The 18,844-nt window shown below is 65.0% G+C and carries 18 protein-coding genes; 3 read left to right on the forward strand and 15 right to left on the reverse strand.

The genetic code is table 11. The features are described 5' to 3' along the window. Positions 1 to 82: 82 nt before the first annotated feature. The 11 genes from ACJJV2_RS16925 to ACJJV2_RS16975 all read right to left on the reverse strand — a co-directional run bounded on the left by ACJJV2_RS16925 (position 83) and on the right by ACJJV2_RS16975 (position 8,737). Entirely contained in the window at positions 83 to 268 is a 186-nt protein-coding gene (locus tag ACJJV2_RS16925; RefSeq protein ID WP_043331603.1) for a tautomerase family protein, read from the reverse strand. Between the two features lie 338 nt (positions 269 to 606). After that, a complete protein-coding gene (locus tag ACJJV2_RS16930) occupies positions 607 to 1,872 on the reverse strand; it encodes a dihydroorotase (RefSeq protein WP_405282322.1) in 1,266 nt (421 codons plus the stop codon). Continuing rightward, positions 1,869 to 2,921 (reverse strand): aspartate carbamoyltransferase catalytic subunit, encoded by a 1,053-nt coding sequence (locus ACJJV2_RS16935; RefSeq protein WP_052384301.1) that lies wholly within the window; start codon positions 2,919 to 2,921, stop codon positions 1,869 to 1,871. The genes ACJJV2_RS16930 and ACJJV2_RS16935 overlap by 4 nt, the downstream gene beginning before the upstream one ends. Beyond that, positions 2,918 to 3,451: a bifunctional pyr operon transcriptional regulator/uracil phosphoribosyltransferase PyrR gene (gene pyrR, locus ACJJV2_RS16940; RefSeq protein ID WP_405282323.1), complete on the reverse strand. Its 534-nt coding sequence runs from the start codon at positions 3,449 to 3,451 to the stop codon at positions 2,918 to 2,920. Before pyrR ends, ACJJV2_RS16935 begins: the two co-directional genes overlap by 4 nt. A 98-nt stretch (positions 3,452 to 3,549) precedes the next feature. Further along, complete coding sequence (gene ruvX / locus ACJJV2_RS16945) at positions 3,550 to 4,005, reverse strand: Holliday junction resolvase RuvX (RefSeq protein ID WP_054556397.1); 456 nt, start codon at positions 4,003 to 4,005, stop codon at positions 3,550 to 3,552. Next, entirely contained in the window at positions 3,998 to 4,555 is a 558-nt protein-coding gene (locus tag ACJJV2_RS16950) for a YqgE/AlgH family protein (RefSeq protein WP_043331610.1), read from the reverse strand. The genes ruvX and ACJJV2_RS16950 overlap by 8 nt, the downstream gene beginning before the upstream one ends. 15 nt (positions 4,556 to 4,570) lie before the next feature. Then, positions 4,571 to 5,485 carry a TonB family protein gene (locus ACJJV2_RS16955; protein WP_405282324.1) on the reverse strand — a complete coding sequence of 305 codons (915 nt, stop codon included), beginning with the start codon at positions 5,483 to 5,485 and terminating at the stop codon, positions 4,571 to 4,573. Positions 5,486 to 5,592: 107 nt separating this feature from the next. After that, on the reverse strand, positions 5,593 to 6,564 hold the full coding sequence (gene gshB / locus ACJJV2_RS16960; RefSeq protein ID WP_405282325.1) for a glutathione synthase: 972 nt from the start codon (positions 6,562 to 6,564) through the stop codon (positions 5,593 to 5,595). 212 nt (positions 6,565 to 6,776) lie between these two features. Beyond that, on the reverse strand, positions 6,777 to 7,523 hold the full coding sequence (locus ACJJV2_RS16965) for a 16S rRNA (uracil(1498)-N(3))-methyltransferase (RefSeq protein WP_084589228.1): 747 nt from the start codon (positions 7,521 to 7,523) through the stop codon (positions 6,777 to 6,779). Between the two features lie 165 nt (positions 7,524 to 7,688). Beyond that, positions 7,689 to 8,192, reverse strand: coding sequence for a protein-export chaperone SecB (gene secB / locus ACJJV2_RS16970; protein ID WP_043331620.1), 504 nt, complete (start codon positions 8,190 to 8,192; stop codon positions 7,689 to 7,691). Positions 8,193 to 8,317: 125 nt separating this feature from the next. Next, positions 8,318 to 8,737 carry a rhodanese-like domain-containing protein gene (locus tag ACJJV2_RS16975; RefSeq protein ID WP_043331622.1) on the reverse strand — a complete coding sequence of 140 codons (420 nt, stop codon included), beginning with the start codon at positions 8,735 to 8,737 and terminating at the stop codon, positions 8,318 to 8,320. A 444-nt stretch (positions 8,738 to 9,181) separates the two neighbouring features. Here ACJJV2_RS16975 and gpmI point away from each other — a divergent pair, with 444 nt between their 5' ends. From gpmI to ACJJV2_RS16990, 3 genes are all read left to right on the forward strand, one after another. Then, positions 9,182 to 10,744, forward strand: coding sequence for a 2,3-bisphosphoglycerate-independent phosphoglycerate mutase (gene gpmI, locus ACJJV2_RS16980; RefSeq protein ID WP_043331623.1), 1,563 nt, complete (start codon positions 9,182 to 9,184; stop codon positions 10,742 to 10,744). Between the two features lie 118 nt (positions 10,745 to 10,862). Continuing rightward, positions 10,863 to 12,032, forward strand: a complete 1,170-nt coding sequence (locus tag ACJJV2_RS16985) for a peptidoglycan DD-metalloendopeptidase family protein (RefSeq protein WP_348471289.1) — start codon at positions 10,863 to 10,865, stop codon at positions 12,030 to 12,032. 235 nt (positions 12,033 to 12,267) lie between these two features. Next, positions 12,268 to 13,653 carry a S41 family peptidase gene (locus tag ACJJV2_RS16990; RefSeq protein ID WP_153636739.1) on the forward strand — a complete coding sequence of 462 codons (1,386 nt, stop codon included), beginning with the start codon at positions 12,268 to 12,270 and terminating at the stop codon, positions 13,651 to 13,653. 219 nt (positions 13,654 to 13,872) lie between these two features. On the opposite strand, the gene ACJJV2_RS16995 is transcribed toward ACJJV2_RS16990, so the two are convergent. From ACJJV2_RS16995 to ACJJV2_RS17010, 4 genes are all read right to left on the reverse strand, one after another. Beyond that, the gene (locus tag ACJJV2_RS16995; RefSeq protein WP_405282326.1) at positions 13,873 to 15,198 is read right to left on the reverse strand and encodes a UbiH/UbiF/VisC/COQ6 family ubiquinone biosynthesis hydroxylase; all 1,326 of its coding nucleotides are present in this window, start codon (positions 15,196 to 15,198) and stop codon (positions 13,873 to 13,875) included. 204 nt (positions 15,199 to 15,402) lie between these two features. Further along, positions 15,403 to 16,665 (reverse strand): 2-octaprenyl-6-methoxyphenyl hydroxylase, encoded by a 1,263-nt coding sequence (ubiH, locus tag ACJJV2_RS17000; protein ID WP_405282327.1) that lies wholly within the window; start codon positions 16,663 to 16,665, stop codon positions 15,403 to 15,405. Positions 16,666 to 16,669: 4 nt separating this feature from the next. Continuing rightward, complete coding sequence (gene pepP / locus ACJJV2_RS17005) at positions 16,670 to 18,013, reverse strand: Xaa-Pro aminopeptidase (protein ID WP_405282328.1); 1,344 nt, start codon at positions 18,011 to 18,013, stop codon at positions 16,670 to 16,672. A gap of 134 nt (positions 18,014 to 18,147) precedes the next feature. After that, entirely contained in the window at positions 18,148 to 18,789 is a 642-nt protein-coding gene (locus ACJJV2_RS17010; RefSeq protein ID WP_064503223.1) for a UPF0149 family protein, read from the reverse strand. Between the last annotated feature and the right edge of the window lie 55 nt (positions 18,790 to 18,844).

The following is an 18,844-nucleotide window of genomic DNA, read 5'->3' on the forward strand; positions in this document are numbered from 1 at the left end:
TCACGTGGAACATCTTGATTCCTCGCTAAACACCCTCTTAATCAGATAGTTGAGAACAAGTGCCCAGTTGAAACTTCTTCTCTTAGCGCTCTGACAATGGCGTGCCAGCGACGGCCCAGTTTTCCGGCTCCACTTCCTGCAGCACTACCCAGACGGACTGCTCACGCACACCCAGCACGCGAGCCGTCTCGCGCGTCAACGCCTCCACCAGCTCCCGCTTCTGTTCCTGTGTCTTGCCAGTCAGAAATTCCGCACGAATCATCGGCATGGTTTTCTCTCCTTGTTGTTCAAATCTATTTTTCTGCATGCCAGATCAGCCTGGCCAGCTGCCTTGCTCACTATTGCCACAGCCGCTTTAAGGCGCTGTGGCCAATGGGCTCTTGCAAATCGCTCCTGAAGCCATTGTTCCACGTGAAACATCTGCCGGCAGCAAAGAGCGCAGCCCAGCGATGTCACTCTGCGCCATAGGCTGGTAAAGAAATTGGCTGCTTTACGATAAAGCAGCCAATTTCTCCCCATACGTCATCCAAAAAATCGCTTGTCTATCAGTCTGTTGGCGCGCTTTAGCCAAATATCTCAAGCATCATGTTCCACGTGAAACACTGCTTAGGCGTAGCAGGAATCACCCAGCAACACCTCTTCGACGCGACCGTTCAACAGCATGCCAAGCAGCGGCGTGTTATGGCCGGCACTGACCAGCGTCTCGCTTGAGACACGCCATTCCTGTTCCATATCGATCACCGCCAGATCACAGTACTCACCCACTTCCAGCATGCCGCCCTTGAGCCCGAAGCGTCTGGCACTGAACGTCAATGTCTCGATCAGGCGAGGCAGGCTGAGCAGCTCGGCCTTCACCAGCGCCAGTCCCAGCGGCAGCATGGTTTCCAGGCTGGTCATGCCGGGCTCGGATACTGCAAAGGGCGCGCTCTTGGCAGCGGCTTCATGGGGCAGATGATCACTGACGATGGCGTCGATGGTGCCATCGACCACACCGGCCCGCAGCGCATCACGGTCTGCCGCGCTGCGCAGTGGCGACTCCAGATGGAAGTTGGCGTTGAAGCCTTCCAGCTGCTCATCGGTCCAGTGCAGTTGCGCCATCGACACATCCGCGCTGATATCCAGCCCTCTGGCCTTGGCATCACGTACCAGCTCCACGGCCCGTGCACTGGAGAGCAGCGACACATGCGCCCGTACACCGGTCTGCTCGATCAACAGCAGCCACTGGGTCAGAGCGACCGTTTCGGCTGATTCCGGAATGCCGGCCAATCCGAGACGCGAGGCAATGGCGCCCTCATGGGCGCAGCCCTGCCCGGCCAAGGCGGCCTCCTGGGCCTGGAACACGACGGTGATATCAAAGGTCCGCGCGTACTCCAGACAGCGTCGCAGTACGCCGAGATCGCGTATCGGCTGGCGCAGGTTGGTCAGTGCCACACAGCCTGCGGATTTGAGCGCGGCCATATTGGCGAGCAGATCACCTTCCAGCCCCTGCGTCAGTGCCCCCAGCGGCGCGAGACGCACCCCCGCCACATCACGCGCACGGTCCAGCAGCGTACGAATATGCGAGGCGCTGTCGAGCACCGGGCTGGTGTCGGGCCGCGGCAGGATGGTCGCGTAGCCACCCGCCAGTGCGGCAGCCGACTCACTGACCAGGCTGCCCTTGTAGCGCGGACCCGGGTCACGCAAGTGCGCGCCAAGATCGATGAAGGCCGGCGTGACCAGCTTGCCCGCCAGATCATCGCGCTGCTCGGCGCTGAAGTCCGCCGGCGCCTCGCCGATCGCGATCAGGCGACCGCCGTCGAGATGGAGGTCGTACTGGCCATCGCGGCCGTTGGTCGGGTCGATCACCCGTGCATTGATCAGGCTGCGTTTCATGCGCCAGCTCCTCGTGAACGTTCACCCCTGCGCTCGGCGCGCGCCTTCATCTGTCCGGAGACCGCCATCGACAGCACCGCCATGCGCACCGCGATGCCGTTGGTGACCTGATCGAGTATCAGCGAGCGCGGGCCATCCGCGACGGCGGATTCGATCTCGACTCCCCGGTTGATCGGCCCCGGATGCATCACCACGGCGTCAGGGTGCGCGTGTGCCAGGCTTTCGCGGGTCAGGCCATAGCGGCGATAGTATTCCGATTCCGAGGGCAGCAGCGCGCCATCCATGCGCTCCTTCTGCAGGCGCAGCATGATGACGACATCGACATCCTTCAGCCCTGCTGCCAGCTCAGTGAAAACCTGGCAGCCCAGCGTCTCGACCCCGATGGGCAGCAGCGTCTGCGGCGCGACCACCCGCACCTCCGCTGCGCCCAGCGTATTGAGCGCCTGAATCTGCGAGCGAGCGACGCGTGAATGCAGGATGTCACCGACGATCGCGACGCGCAGATTGGCGAACTCGCCCTTGTGGCGGCGAATGGTCAGCATGTCGAGCATCGCCTGGGTCGGGTGCGCATGACGACCGTCGCCGGCATTGATGATCGCCACATGCGGCGTGATCTGACTGGCGATGAAGTGCGCCGCGCCGGAGTCGCCATGACGCACCACGAAGGCGTCCGCCTGCATGGCCTCGAGATTGACCAGGGTATCCATCAGCGACTCGCCCTTGGCGGCCGACGAGGTCTTGATGTCCAGATTGAGCACATCCGCCGACAGACGCTTGGCAGCCAGCTCGAAGGTGGCACGCGTGCGGGTCGAGTTCTCGAAGAACAGGTTGGCCACCGTGCGCCCGCGCAGCAACGGCACCTTCTTGACCTCGGCATCGCCGATGCCACGGAAGTGATCGGCGGTATCGAGAATCTCGGTCAGCACGCTGCGCGGCAGGCCTTCGATATCCAGAAAGTGGCGCAGCCGGCCCTGCTCATCCAGCTGGACCTGAGCCGGCGAGGCAGCCCGCACATCCGCGCTGGCCTGCGAGAGATCAAACAGGTTCATGCCGTCACCTCGCCGGTATCGACCAGTGTCAGGCGCAGGTTGTCGGGGCCTTCCAGCTTGATGCGCTTGCCGGGCGCCAGCGCCAGGTTGGCGCCCAGGGCGTCAGGCTGCACCGGCAGCTCACGCCCCGGCAGCTCTACCAGGCAGGCCAGCAGCACGCGGCGCGGACGGCCATAGTCGAACAGCTCATTGAGCGCCGCGCGCACGGTACGTCCGCTCATCAGCACGTCGTCCACCAGCAGCAGATCGCGATTCTCGATATCCGGCAGCTGTGACCCCTGGCCGCCATCCGGCAGGCCCTTGTGGCCGAAGTCGTCGCGCCAGAAACCGATATCCAGTGTCGCGAGGGGCTCTTCCAGCCCCAGCCGCTCACGCAGTGCCTGGGCGACCCAGACACCGCCGGTATGAATGCCGACCGGAATCAGACGTTCACGGTCGATTTCACGGCGCTCGAACAGCAATTCGAGCTCCTCGGTCATGGCCTCGAGCAGTGCCTCGACCTCTGGCAGTGCCTCATGTTCTTCGTGCATCTCAGACTCTTGCATGGATATCGCTTCCTATCTTCCCTGCCGAATGGCGGCAAACAGACAAAAAAAACCCGCTTCCGGAAAGGAAGCGGGTGGAGTATTCAGTAACCGACAAGGTCGCCCTCGCCTCGCTGGCTTGCAAACCAGCTCTCGAGAATCAGCTGAGCGGCGAGGCCGTCCACGCCATCATCGCGATAATTGCCGCGGTGGCCGCGCTCGCGCGCCAAGCCCTTGGCCGCCTTGGTGGAGCCACGCTCGTCCCACATTTCCAGCGGCTTGCCGTAGCGGCCATACAGGCGCTTGCCGAACTTGCGGGCTCGGCTGCACATCAGTGTCTCGCTGCCGTCCAGCTCGAGGGGCAGGCCGACCACGAACAGGTCGGGCTGCCATTCCTCGATCAGGCGATTGACGACATTCCAGTCCGGAATGCCGTCCCGCACATGCAGCGGCACCAGGGGCGTCGCGGTGCCGAGCATCTCGGTACCCACCGCGACACCGATGCGGCGCGTGCCGAAGTCGAATGCCAGCGCAGTACGGCTGACTTGCCGCTCAGCCATGCCCGATCTCCCGCGACATCAGATTCATGTCGACGCCCAGCTTGCTGGCAGCCGCTTCGAGACGGGACTCGCTGTCGGCATCGAAGAGAATGCCGCTGTCGCCTTCGACGATCAGCCAGCTGTTCTCCTTCAGCTCGTTGGTGAGCTGGTCCGGCTCCCAGCCAGCGCAGCCGAGGCAGACCATGAAGTCATCAGGGCCTTCGTTGCCGGCTATCGCCTTCAGGATGTCCAACGAGGTGGTCAGCGCCAGTTCGTCGGTCACCTGCAGGCTGGAATCCCACTCGCTGGCCTTGCCGCGATGCAGGATGAAGCCGCGGTCCTTGTGGACGGGGCCGCCGTAATAGACCACCTCATCGAGGCGCTCACAGCTGTCAGCAGCGATCTCGAGCTGCTCGAACAGACCGCGCATGGTCAGCTTGATCGGCTTGTTGACGATGACACCGAGGGTGCCCTTGTCATCATGATCACAGAGGTAACTGAGCGAGCCGGAAAAATTGTCATCATCGAGATGCGGCATCGCCAGCAGGAAATAGTCTCGCAGACTTTGCATGGTCCTCCCGAGGCGTCAGGGCGCGCCAGAATCGTTGCCGGGGCCGAATCGCCAGATGCGGGTGATGGTCAGCTGGCTCATCCCCTTGAGACTTTCATCAAAGGGCGCATAAGGAGCCGCGCCGTAGACCGTATCCAGAGCCGCCTGGTCGAGTTCAGCATGTCCCGAGGATTGTAACACTTCCGCGAACTCAAGCTGACCGCTGGGCAGCACGACGGCGCGAATCCGCAGCTCGCCGCTCAGATGAGCAGGTGCCGGATAGTGCTGGTTGCCGAATGCTTGTACCGTGCCGGTCCAGTCATTGATATAGCGCGCGCGGGCCGAGGCACGCGCCGCCTTGCGTGAGGCGGTGTCACCCACCACCTCACGCGACTGGCCGGAGGCCTGGATTCGCTGAACGTCCTGCTCGCTGGCCTGCTGTTCGTTGTCCGGCGTATCCGGCAGCAGTTCGGAACGCGTCACCTGCTGTGGCGACGCCTGCTGGGTCGCGATGACCTCGGGGATGCGCTCCGGCAGCACCAGCGCCTGCGTGGCCGGGGTCTGGGCTTCCGCCACGGCCGGCTCGCTGGCCTCGGACGCACTCTGCTCACCAGGCTGCGGGGGCGCCTGATTGGTTGGCCCGGCCTGCACCGCTGCCTCGCGCCCGCTGCCACTGGCCTGCTGGCCCTGCTCGGCCACCACCTGCGAGTCGACGGCAGTGGCGCTGGCCTGACTGACCAGCGTCACATCGAGCATCACGGGCTTTGGCATCGACGGCACCTCGGGCGGCGTCAGCAGGCCGCTGCCCAGCAACCACCAGCCGATGACGGCATGGACGGCCAGTGCCGCGCCCCATGCCACCACACGGCGATGCACCCGCGTCACCGGAACATAGGTGATCGGGTCGGTGACGCTATGATTGCCTGCCCACCATTCGACGGGTGCTGCCATACCCCACTCCCTGTCCACGGAACCTCATTGGCAGCTTCGGCTTCCCTGCCGTTTACTGCGAATCCATCGCGGGTCAGCCACTGGTGCCGACCTCATCACGACGTTGCTCAGGCAGACGGCTGCGCCGCCAGACGCGCTTCGATGGCATCCATCAACAGACCGGCGATATCAGTGCCGCGCTGGGTATCGATCTCGCGTACGCAGGTCGGGCTGGTGACGTTGATCTCGGTGATGTAGTCGCCGATCACGTCCAGGCCGACGAACATCAGACCCAATGATTTCACCACCGGCTTGACCTGCTCGATCAGCCAGTAATCGCGGTCGGTCAGCTCACGCGATTCGCCACGTCCGCCAGCCGCCAGGTTGCCGCGCGTCTCGCCGGCGCTCGGGATGCGCGCCAGGCCGAACGGCACCGGCTCGCCATCCACCAGCAGAATGCGCGTATCGCCGGCACTGATTTCCGGCACATAACGCTGGGCCATGATCTGACGGGTGCCCCGCAGCGTCAGCTGCTCGATCACCGAGCCGAGATTGCGGCCATCTTCGGCGACGTGGAAGATGCCACTGCCCCCCATGCCATCCAGCGGCTTGAAGATCACGTTGCCATGCTCGGCGTGGAAGGCGCGCAGCACCTTGTCGTTGGCAGACACGGTGGTCGGCGGGATGCACTGCGGGAACTGCTGAGCGAAGAGCTTCTCGTTGCAGGTCTGCAGCGCGGCCGTCGGATTGACCACCAGCACGCCTTCCCGCTCGGCAAAGCCCAGCAGGTGAACGGCATTCAGGAAGTGTTCGTCGACGGGCGGATCCTTGCGCATCAGGATCACGTCAAGCTCGGCCAGCGGAGTCGCGACGATCTCGCCCAGCTGATAGAAGTTGTCCGGGTCGTGGTAGACCTCCAGATCACGCATCCGGCCCATGGCGCGACCATTCTCGAGATAGAGGTCTTCCTGCTCGAGATAGTGCAGCGACCAGCCACGCTGGCTGGCGGCCCACAACATGGCCAGAGTGGTGTCCTTCTTGTAGGCGACGCTGGACATCGGGTCCATCACCACGCCGATCTTGAGCTTGCGAGCAGTCATTGAGGCAACCTTGTGACGACACTGCCAGCCCGGCACGCGGCCGGCAGCGGGGATAACGGAGACTCCCGTCGCGACATGACACCATGGCGCGGGAGCGATGGGACAAGTATGCAGCAGCGCCGTGCTGCTCACCACTGGCGAAACGCCCTTGCCGGCTCACGCTGTGTTGCCGGCAGATCAACAATTCCGCCCGGCTGCCAGATGATGGGAGATCAGCGCGGCAGGTCACCAAATCGCTGCTGCAGCAAGGTCAGCGCCACCACCGGCGCCGTCTCGGTGCGCAGGATACGCGGCCCCAGGCCGAGCACTTCACAACCGGCGGCGGCGGCTTCTGCCACCTCTTCCTGCGTGAAGCCGCCTTCCGGGCCGATCAGCAGGCTGGCGCGGGTCACGCCGCCCTCGGCCTCGGCCACGTTCAGCGCCTCGGCGCCGCCCGGCTGCAGAATCAGGCGCAGCGGCTCATCACGCTCGGCCAGCCACTGCGTCATCGCCACCGGGGCATGCACGACCGGCACGACACTTCTTCCGCACTGTTCGCAGGCGCTGGCCGCCACGCCCTGCCAGTGCGCCAGCTTCTTGTCGGCGCGCTCGCCCTTGAGCTTGACGTCGCCCCGCGCGGTATAGAGTGGCGTGATGGCAGCCACGCCCATTTCACAGGCCTTCTGGATGGCGTAATCCATGCGATCGCCCTTGGAGATCGCCTGCCCCAGATGCACCGCCAGCGGCGCCTCGCGGTCATTGGGCACCGCCTCGATCACCTGCACGCTGACGCCCTTGCGGGTCACCTCTTCCAGCAACACGCGCACCTCCTGCCCACGGCCATCGAACAGCTGCGCCTCACTGCCGACCTTGGCACGCAGCACCAGCCCGAGGTGGCGTGCAGGCCCCTCGGGGAGCGCGAAGGACGCCCCGGCGCTGACATTGAGATCAAGATCGGGGCAGTGCAGACGGATGGCCATGGACGGGGTCTCGCGGACTAAGAAGCAGTGAAAGTGAGCCGCGATGAGTCGATGCAGCATCGCAGGCAAGGCGGCGGCCATTGTCGCCCAAAAACGCAGCGACGGGCCACTGGGGCCCGTCGCTGGTCGTACCTGTCATGTGGCCAATCAAGGCCGGCTCACTGATCAGTGAGCGGTCGCCTCGGCGGCGCCCTGGGCTTCACGCTGCTTGCGCTGCGCGTACATGGCCTCGAAGTTGACCGGAGCCAGCATCAGCGGAGGGAAGCTGCCACGGTTGACCAGGTTGTCGATGGCTTCACGCGCATACGGGAACAGCACGTTCGGGCAGAAGGCGCCCAGGGTGTGGTCCAGCTGCTCGGCAGACAGACCAGCGATACGGAACAGGCCAGCCTGCTCGACTTCCGCCAGGAAGGCAGTGGTCTTGTCTTCGCCATTGGTGACCTGAGCGGTGACCTTGATGGAGACTTCGAACAGCTCCTCACCGACCTGCTGGTGCTCGGTATCCAGCTCCAGCGCGACCTTCGGCTGGAACGGCTGGGAGAAGACCGCCGGAGAATTCGGGGCTTCGAAGGACACGTCCTTCACGTAGATGCGCTGCAGGGCAAACTGGAGCTGATCCTGAGCCTGTTCTGCGCCTGCTGCAGCCTGTGCGTTCTGTTCTTCAGCCATGAGACATATCCTTGAGGGTTCGGAGATTTATTCTTGGTTGCGAGCCTGCCTCCAGCAGACCCGCAAACTTGCCCAGCCAGCGGGGCAATGACAGCTGGCAGACACGCGACGTGCGAGCCTGCGACTCAGCGAGTCACGACCGGCAGGCTGTCGGCTTCCCACTGGCCCATGCCGCCCTTGAGCTTGACGGCCTGCTTGAAGCCATCCTTCTCGAGGCGCGCCACCAGCGGTCCCGCCGTCTGGCCGTGCTTGCAGACGATGATCACCGGGCGTTCCTTGTACTTGGCCAGCGGAGTGGTCTCGCTAGTCAGCTGGCTACTGGGAACGTTGACGGCACCGGCGATATGACCGGCCTTGAATTCCTTGCTGTCGCGGATGTCGATGAAGACACCCTCTTCGCGATTGACCAGTCGCGTGGCCTCGCTGACGCTGACGCCGTGGTTGCCACGCATGGTTTCCATGACAATGAGGGCGACCAGCAGGGCGACGAAGGCGCCGACCAGCAAGGGATGATTCTGCGCGAACTGAAGCAGCTGTTCGATCATGAGACGGGCTAACTCCGCTGTGACGTGCATGCCGACGCGTACGCGGCAAAGGAAATAGACCGCTACCTGAGGTAACGGAGCCAGCATTATACATGACAGGCCCAAGCATGAATGCCGCTGCATGGCATCAAAAAGGCGTAGCCGGGCGATGCGCCGGCTGCTGTCTGCTCAGCCGGGCCGGGGCGATCCACCGATAGTGCAACCCAATCCCGGCGATACACTTGCGGCACTTGCACTCGGCACCTTACCACCCCTCTAATAGAGGGCAGAACGAGCAGGTAGTTTTATCACTACATATCGTTTCCGCCGAGGGTTCTGCCCCACGGATGCGCCACAGCATGGCCGCAGGACATGACAGCTGCATGATGCGTCACCCGTCGAGCATCATCCTGTCATCCCGGCCCCTGCTCACCCCAGATCATTCGTCATCACAGCGAGGAAGTCATGGCAGCTCAAGCACAAGGTCCGCGTCCCGTCGCCCTAATCATCCTGGACGGCTACGGTCACAGCGAAGAGGAGAAGGACAACGCCATCCTCGCCGCCGACACGCCGGTAATGGACCGCCTGCGTCGTGAATATCCCAGCGAACTGATTCACACCGATGGTGGCTTCGTCGGCCTGCCGGACGGCCAGATGGGCAACTCCGAAGTCGGCCACATGAACCTCGGTGCCGGTCGCATCGTCTATCAGGACTTCACGCGCATCACCAAGGCGGTGCGTGAGAATGCCCTCAAGGACAATGACATCCTGACCGCGCCCATCGATGCCGCCGTCAAGGCCGGGCGTGCCGTGCACCTGATCGGCCTGCTGTCTCCGGGTGGCGTCCACTCCCACGAAGACCACACCCTGGCCATGGCTGACCTGGCCGCCGAGCGGGGCGCCAAGCGCATCTATATCCACGCCATCACCGATGGCCGTGACACCGCGCCCAAGAGCGCCGAGGCCTCCATCGCGCGTGCCGATGAGCATCTCGCGGGCCTGGGCCTGGAAGACGGCCGTGTCGCCACGCTGGTCGGTCGCTACTTCGCACTGGACCGCGACAACCGCTGGGACCGAGTCGAGCAGGCCTACCGCCTGATCGCCAACGGCGAAGCCGAGCATGAAGCCGCCACTGGGGTCGCCGGTCTGGCTGCCGCCTACGAGCGCGACGAGACCGATGAATTCGTCACCGCCACCCGCATCGGCGATTCCGTCGCCATGCAGGAAGGCGATGCGGCCATCTTCATGAACTTCCGCGCCGACCGTGCCCGCGAGCTGACCCGCGCCTTCGTCGAGCCGGACTTCGCAGGCTTCGAGCGTACGCCGCCCAAGCTGGCCCACGACGGCCTGGTGATGATGACCCAGTACGCCGCCGACATCCCGGCGCCGGCAGCCTTCCCGCCGTCCGAACTGCACAACACCCTGGGCGAGGTCGTGTCCGACCGTGGCCTGACCCAGCTGCGCATCGCCGAGACCGAGAAGTACGCGCACGTCACCTTCTTCTTCTCCGGTGGCCGCGAAGAGGAATATCCCGGCGAGACGCGCATCCTCGTGCCCTCCCCGCAGGACGTGAAGACCTACGACGAGAAGCCGGAAATGAGCGCCGGCGAAGTCACCGACAAGCTGGTGGAAGCCATCGAGTCCGGCGGCTACGACCTCATCGTCTGCAACTACGCCAACGGCGACATGGTCGGCCACACCGGCAAGTTCGACGCCGCCGTCCAGGCCGTCGAGTTCCTCGACAAGTGCGTGGCACGCGTGGTCGAGGCGCTGGAGAAGGTCGGTGGCGAATGTCTGATCACGGCCGACCACGGTAACGCCGAGCAGATGGTGCATCCGGAAACCGGCAATCCGCAGACCGCGCACACCACCTTCGAGGTGCCGCTGATCTACGTGACGCAGCGCGATGCCAAGCTGGCCGCCGACGGGCGTCTGTGCGATCTCGCCCCGACCCTGCTGACCATGATGGGCCAGTCGGTGCCGGAAGAGATGGATGGCAAGGTGCTGGTCGATTATGCCGAGGCCTGATAGCAGGCTGCATGGCGCACCCTTCGGTGCGTCGTGCCTCTCGCCCTGCCCGAGCAAGCCGCTCGGGCAGGGCGACCGCCCCCGAATCTTCAAGCGCCGGAGCCGAGTCTCCGGCGTTGTGCTGTCTGCCTGGCTGCTGAGTCTCGCCCCGCTGGCACTCGGCCCCGTGGTGGCGACCACCGCGCAGGCCGCTGACGACACCGCCACCCTGACCCAGAAGAAGCAGGCCTCCCAGGAAGACCTCAAGCGCCTCAAGCGCGAGATCCAGGCGATGCAGGGCGAGCTCAAGGCCACGGCAGCGCGGCGCAGCGACACCCGCAACGGGCTGGAGAAGATCGAGCGCCAGCTCAATGCCACGCGCCAGCAGACCGGCAAGCTCGAGGATGAGCGCGATGACATCAAGCAGCAGCTGGTGGCACTGACGCGCAAGCGTGAAGCCCTCAGTCAGCAGCAGACGGCCCAGAAGGCGGCGGTGGCTGAAGAGATGGCCGCCCTCTATCGCCTTGGTCGTCAGCCTGAACTGAAATTGCTGCTCAATCAGGATGATCCCGCACGTCTTGAGCGCCTGCAGGTCTATCTGAACCACCTGAGCGAATCACGGCGTGCGGCGCTGGAGCGCCTGGCCGAGCTGAACCAGTCACTGGCCGACACCCGCGCACAACTGCTGGCTCGCCAGACACGCCTGGATGACGTGCAGGCAGGCCTCAAGCGGCAGGCCAGTCAGCTGATCGCGCAACAGAATGAACGCGCCGCCCTGCTGCGCAAGCTGGATGCGCGCTATGCCAGCCATGAGGCGAAGATCGCCGAACTGGACCAGGACCGCGCGCATGCCAACCAGCTGATCCAGACCCTCGAGAAGCGCCTCAAGTCGATCAAGAGTGCGCCGCCACCCAAGACCCGCATCACGCGTGCGATGGGCAAGATGGACTGGCCGGCGCCGGGCAAGGTGATCTCCGCCTATGGGCGTGGCGAGGGCGTCAACCGTGATGGCGTGTTGATTCGCGCGACACAGGGCACCGCCGTCACGGCGCCGCACGCCGGTCGCGTGGTCTTCGCGGACTGGATGCGCGGCTATGGCAACCTGCTGATACTCGATCACGGTGACAACGTGCTGACGCTCTACGCCCACCTGGCAAGCTTCAGCGTAGGCCCGGGCGACAGCCTGTCACGCGGCCAGCAGCTGGGTAGTGTCGGCAGCAGCGGCGGGCGTGATGGCCCGGCGCTCTATTTCGAAGTGCGCCGCAGCGGTCAGCCGACAGACCCGAGTCGCTGGCTCGCGCGCCGCTGAAGTGTCTGGCAGCGGCACCTCACGCATCACCTGATTGTCAGCCAGCGCTGAATGCCACCGCTAGCCAGCGGGCTAGTCGCCAGGCACTCGCGCGGGATATGCTCGCAGTAGCCTGTGACTGCGAGCATGCTGGGCGGTGTTCCCCCTGCCATGCCTCGACATCCGGCCCCGGCGCTCAGCGCATTTCGGTACCAGTCGAGTCAGTATCCGTCGAGAAGGAAATCGCATGTCTGCAATGTCGCCGTTCCGTCCTGCCCCGCGCCGCCTGCGTCAGCTGGCGGTCAGCGTGCCGCTGAGCCTTGCCCTGCTGGGTGGCGGACTGCCGGCCAGTGCAGAAGATGTCACCTCACCGGCCGACAGCGCTCAGGATGCCCGCCAGGGCACGGACCTGCCGCTGGATGAGCTGCGCACCTTCGCCGAGGTCTTCGAGCGCATCAAGCGCACCTACGTCGATCAGGTCGATGACCGCACGCTGCTCAAGAATGCCATGCGCGGCATGCTCGAAGGGCTGGACCCGCACTCCGCCTATCTGGATCAGGAAGACTGGCAGGACCTGCGCGAGAATACCGATGGCGAGTTTGGCGGCATCGGTATCGAGGTCGGCACCGGCGACGATGGCCAGCTGACCGTCATCGCCCCCATCGACGACACCCCGGCGGCGCGCGCGGGCCTGCAGCCGCGAGACGTCATCCTCAAGATCGACAATACGCCGCTGGACGGCCTGTCGATGTCGGAGTCGGTCAAGTTGATGCGCGGTGAGGCAGGCTCTCGCATTCGGCTGCTGATTCTATCCGAGGGCGCCGACATGCCGCGCGAAGTGGTGCTGGAACGCGCCATCATCAAGAGCAGCAGCGTCAGTCAGCGCCTGCTGGACCCGGGCTATGGCTATCTGCGCATCAGCCAGTTCCAGAGCGCGACCGGTGACGAGGCCCACACGGCGCTGGCCAGACTGCGGGAAGACAACGATGGCGAGCCGCTCAAGGGGCTGGTGCTGGATCTGCGCAACAACCCCGGCGGGCTTCTCTCGGCCGCCGTCGAGATCAGCGACCTGTTCCTGTCCAGCGGCCGCATCGTCTACACCGAAGGCCGCCTGCCCGACAGCGAGCTGTCCTTCTCGGCCAAGCCCGATACCCCGGCGGGCGACACCCCGCTGGTGGTGCTGATCAATGGCGGCACGGCCTCGGCCGCGGAAATCGTGTCCGGCGCACTGCAGGATCAACACCGCGCCATCATCATGGGCACCGACAGCTTCGGCAAGGGCTCGGTCCAGACGGTGATGCCACTGGGCAATGGCGATGGGCTCAAGCTGACCACCGCGCTCTACTTCACGCCCAGCGGCCGTTCGATCCAGGCCGAGGGCATCCGCCCGGATGTCGAGGTCGTGCGAGGCCGTCTCGAGCGCGACACGCGACGTGACTTCAGTGTGCGCGAGGCAGATCTCGACGGGCGCCTCGACAATGCCAACGCCGCCAGCGAGTCCGCCAGCAGCAAGGCGCCCGACAGCCCGGTGGTGGCGGAAAGCGACTACCAGCTGGGTGAGGCGCTCAATCTGCTCAAGGGCATGAACGTGCTGGGGCGCAGTGCGGCACTCAAGGCCACCGTGCCCACAAGCGACGAGTAAGCATCACGCCATAATCGCCAGATCATCAGGCCACAACGACAAGGCCCCGCCAGATGGCGGGGCCTTGTCGTTGCAGGGGGCATGACATGCGCACTTGCATGGAGGCATATAGCGGTATGTGTGACAGCGGTCGGCCATCCTGTGACCACCTGTGCCCAAGCGATGATAGTAGGCGCTCACATACCCGATGGAGCAGGAATTACACCAACTTCACTCTTGTTACGGCTTGCAGCTGGCGGGCAACTCACCCCGCTGCCCCATCGCCTGACGCATCAGGATACGCTTCAACTCGCCCTGGCCGTCGACGAAACCAAGCCCGAAGTTGCGCAGCAGACGCACGCCCGGCTGACGGCTGCCGAACAACAGGCGGAAGCCATCCATCATCTTGAGCATCATGGCATTGTCGCTGCGACGCCGACGGCGATAGCGCGCCAGCCAGCGCTCGTCGCCAAGCGCCACCCCGCGGCGATGTCCTGCCAGCAGCTCGTCTGCCAACACCGCCACATCCATCAAGCCCAGATTGACGCCCTGCCCTGCCAGCGGGTGAATGGCATGCGCAGCATCCCCCACCAGCGCCAGCCCCGGCAGCACATAGTCTTCGGCGTGGCGCTGATGCAGCGGGAAACTGAAGCGCTCGCTCGCCCATTCGATGGCGCCCAGCTGACCTTCAAAGGCGTCTTCCAGCTCACTACAGAATGCCGCCGGTGACAGTGCCAGCAGCCGCTCGGCCTCTTCTGGCGTAGTCGACCACACGATGGAGCAATGCCGCTCTGCAGCCGAGGCTCCCTCGGCCGGCTGAGCCAGGGCGTCATTGACGGCCAGCGGCAGGAAGGCCAGCGGCCCGGTCGGCAGGAAGCGCTGACGCGCGACGGCCTGATGCGCGAGTTCGGTGCGCACCGTGGCCACCAGCGCGACCTGGCCGGTGTCGTGTTCCCGCGTGGCGATCCCGGCCAGCTCGCGCAGCCGTGAGCGCGCACCATCCGCCGCGACCACCAGCGCCGCGGTGACTGTCCGGCCATCGGTCAACGTCAGGCTGGTCGCTTCCGCCGCATCGAGTTGGTAAGCATTCACTACCGATGTAGCACCTGAGCGTGGCAGTGCCATGCCTGCCACACGCGCCCCGAAGCAGCGCGTGATCGCCGGGCAGGCATCGATGGCCTGCTCCAGCGCGGCGAGCGTGACCCGGTTCTCGACGATATGCCCCAGCACCGGCACACCGCTGTCCTCGGCGCTGAACTGGATCTCGCCATTGCCCTCCGCGTCCCACACCTGCATGCCGGTATAGGGCATCAGGCGACTGGCGGCGATCGTCGGCCACACGCCCAGACCGCTCAACAGCTGCTGAGAGACCGGCGTCAATGCACTCACCCGTGGCTCGGGGGCGCTATCTGGCTGCCAGCGGGTCGTGGACTCACGCCCCTCGACCAGCATGACCCGCAGTCCCGCCTGCCCCAGCAGCAGTGCCAGGGTGGCACCGACGATACCGGCACCGACGATGGCGACATCGGCGTCATGTGCGCTACCTGCTGATCGACCGTCCTTCATGCCTGCTCCCTGTCTCGTAGTTCAGTCTCGTAGTTCTGTCTCGTGGCCTGATCTCGAAGACCAATCTCGCGTCCTGATCTCGAAGCCCCGTCGCGTGGCTCGACACCAAGGCGCTGTCAGTGACGCCCTGTCAGTTACACCCTGCCTGCGAGGCTCTGCCCACGAGCCAAGTCAGCGAGCCAAGTCAGTGAGTGCCCACCAATCTCAGCGCTCAATGCCCATCGAGCGCCTGGCCAACAGGCGCTTGAGCGGCGAGACCAGATTGAGCCCGATCAGGCCCGCTGCCCGTGCATGCCCCAGCCAGCGACTCTCGACCCCGAACAGGCGGATCAGGCCATCGCTGAACAGCACCACATTGTCGCGATCCGCGCCGCGCCGCTCCTCGAAGTCACTCAGCACGCTGGTGGCCCCCGGCGACTCGCCACGCGTCAGGCCCGCCTCGATGGCCGCGACCAGGTCGGTCACGCCGCGCAGCGCCAGATTGAAGCCCTGCCCTGCCACCGGGTGCAGTGCGTGGGCGGCATTGCCGAGCACCGCAAGGCCGGGGCGCGTGCCTTCGCTGGCACGCACCAACGACAGCGGATAGGCGTGGCGCTGCCCGACGCGGCGAAAGCGTCCGGCGCGTTCACCGAAGGCGCGCTGCAGTGCCTGCAGGAAGTCGCTGTCGGGCAGCGTCATCAGGCTTTCCGTGTCAGCGGGGGAGCGCGTCCAGACCAGCTCCATGCGCTTGCCGGCCAGCGGCAGCAGCGCCATCGGGCCTTCACTGGTGAAGCGCTCGTAGGCGACTCCCTGGTGAGGCTGGCTCATCTCCACTGTGGCGATCAAGGCATGCTGCTCATAGTCCTGCGCCGCACTGTGGATACCGAGGCGCTCCTTGAGTCCGGAGCGACCGCCATCCGCCAGCACGGTCAGCTCAGCCTCGATCAGACGACCATCCTCCAGCGTGAGGCGATGGCCTTCCGCCGTGACAGCGATTTCTGCCACGCGCGCCGGGCAATACCAGGCCAGCGGCAGCTCGGCCAGCTGGCGATGCAGCACCTGACCCATCCAGGCATTGGGAATCACGTGGCCGAGCGCGGCTACCTCGAGTTCTGAGGCCCGCATGCGGGTCGCGCCCAGGTGGCCGCGCTCACTGACATGGATGGTGCGAATCGGCGTGGCGTGCTCGCACATTGCCTCCCAGACCCCGAAGGCGGTGAACCGCTGGCGTGAGCCCGCCGCGATGGCGCTGGCACGTGCATCGAAACTGGGCTGGAAGCGCCGGGCGTCTGCTGACGCCGTGGGCAGCTCATTGGCCTCGATCACGGCGACACGCAACGCTGTGGCCTCACGGCCCTTCTCGTCGGCCACACGTTGCATCAGCGGCGCCAGCGCACAGGCCAGGCTGGCACCCACCAGACCGCCGCCGATGATCACGATGTCGAAGTGTTCGGCATCACGCCCGCTCATGGCTTCAGGCTCACTCATGGCGTCAGGCCTCCGCGCGCATCAGCGCCTCGATGGCCTCGACGGACTTGGGCACGCCATGACTCAACACCTCGTGGCCCGCGGCAGTCACCGCGACGTCGTCCTCGATGCGAATGCCGATCCCGCGATATTCGACGGGAATGTCGCCATCCTGCGGAATGTAGAGGCCCGGCTCGATGGTCAGCACCATGCCCGGCACCAGCGGACGCGGCTCACCCGCTTCGCGATAGCTGCCCACGTCATGCACATCCAGCCCCAGCCAGTGCGAGGTGGAGTGCAGATAGAAGCGACGGTAGGCATCGCTGCTGATCAATTCCTCGACCTCACCCTGCAACAGGCCCAGCTCGACCAGCCCCGTGGTCAGGTCATGCACCACCTGTTGGTGAATGCCCACCAACGTTGCACCCGGCACCACGGCGGCCACCGCACGTTCCTGGGCCTTGAGCACGATCTCGTACAGACGGCGCTGCGGCTCATTGAAGCGGCCATTGACCGGGAAGGTACGCGTGATGTCGCCGGCATAGAGGGCGTACTCGGCGCCGGCATCGATCAGCACCAGCTGACCATCCTCCAGCGGCGCGCGATTCTCGATGTAATGCAGCACACAGGCATTCACACCCGCCCCGACGATGCTGGTGTAGGCCGGAGCCGGCGCCCCCTGCCACTGGAATTCATGCTCGATCTCGGCCTGTAGATGATACTCGTGCAGGCCGGGACGGCTGATCTGCATCGCACGCACATGCGCGCGCGCGGAAATCTCGGCGGCGTGGCGCATCAGTGCCAGTTCACGCTCATCCTTGATCAGGCGCTGCTCATGCAGCAGCGGCGCGAGATCCTCGAAGGCGGCCGGCGGCCGTGCTCCGCGACGCACCGCGGCGGCCAGCTCATCGCGCAGCGCTTGAGCCAGCGCCAGGGCTTCATCATCCTCGAACAGCACATAGAGGCGCTCGCGGCCATCCAGCAGGCTGGCCATCACCTCATCACGGGCCTCATTGGTGAAGGCCTGATCGAAGCCTGCCGTGTTGACGGCACCTTCGGCGCCGATGCGGATGCCGGTCCAGGCTTCGGCCAGTGGGTCCTTCTCCTGACAGAACAGCACACTCTCCCCTTCGGCGCGCCCGGGCAGCAACAGCAAGGCGGCCTCGGGTTCCGGCCAGCCGGTCAGATAGTGGAAGTCGCTGTTCTGACGGAAGCTGTATTCACTGTCGCGGTTGCGCTGGGCCAGGCCCGACGAGACCACCAATGCGGCAGCCCCCTGCGGCAGCTGCGCGATCAGGCGCTGGCGGCGTGCACGAAAATCCTCTGCCGTCAGGGCAGCAGGTGCGGGCAGGATGGCTGGGGCAGTCATGGCAATCTCCGTCGAGAACCCGCCGGGCATGGCGCGTTCGAGTGACAAACAGGCGTGATGCTGTAGATGGGGTCACCCGCCCTCTTGTACCAGCCTTGCATCAGACGCGGCGCAAGCGGTGGGTGACCATCGATTCAGTGGGTATCGGTACGTGAGCTGACGCCGAGGCTGCCCTCGAGACCGCCTTCCGGCAGCTGGTCATCGCTGGGCTTCTCGACGTCCGGGTTGCCCGGGTGCTGCTCGGTATACAGCAACAAGGCTGCCATGCGCACATGGTCAGCCAGCGCGAACAGATCGGCCTCGTCCTCGGCATTGTCGTCATCGAGGTCTTCGGCATTGGCGAGGCCGCTCGAGATGGCTTCGACATCGCTCAGCGCATCCTTGAGCGCCTGGCTCCAGCCACTGCGGACATCATCATCGGCACCGGCCAGCTCTTCCTGGAAGCCCAGCGTCCATTCGCGCAGGCTCTGACCGCGTTCGGCCAGCGAGAACATGTCATCCGGCAGCAGCGGCTCGAAGCTCATCTCGCTGGCGGCCAGACGCTCCTGATTGCGCGTGCGCCAGGTGAGGAAGACTTCACCGGCCTCACGCGTGGCCGGTTGCTCGACCCCCAGCGAGGCGCAGACGCGCGCCAGCCAATCCTCGGCACTGATGTCATCCAGCGCCAGTGCGGCCACCAGCTGACCATCGAGGAAGGAGGGATTGTTGAGGCTGCCGTGAGCCAGGAAGTGGTCTGCGACGAGCGAGAAGTCGAAGGTATCGTTGATGATCGCCATGATGCGGCCCCATTGAGTCAGTGAGAAGTGGTTCTGTAGCGGGAGAATGGCATCT

This window comes from Cobetia sp. Ld8 (assembly GCF_045066615.1).
GTDB lineage: Bacteria > Pseudomonadota > Gammaproteobacteria > Pseudomonadales > Halomonadaceae > Cobetia > Cobetia amphilecti.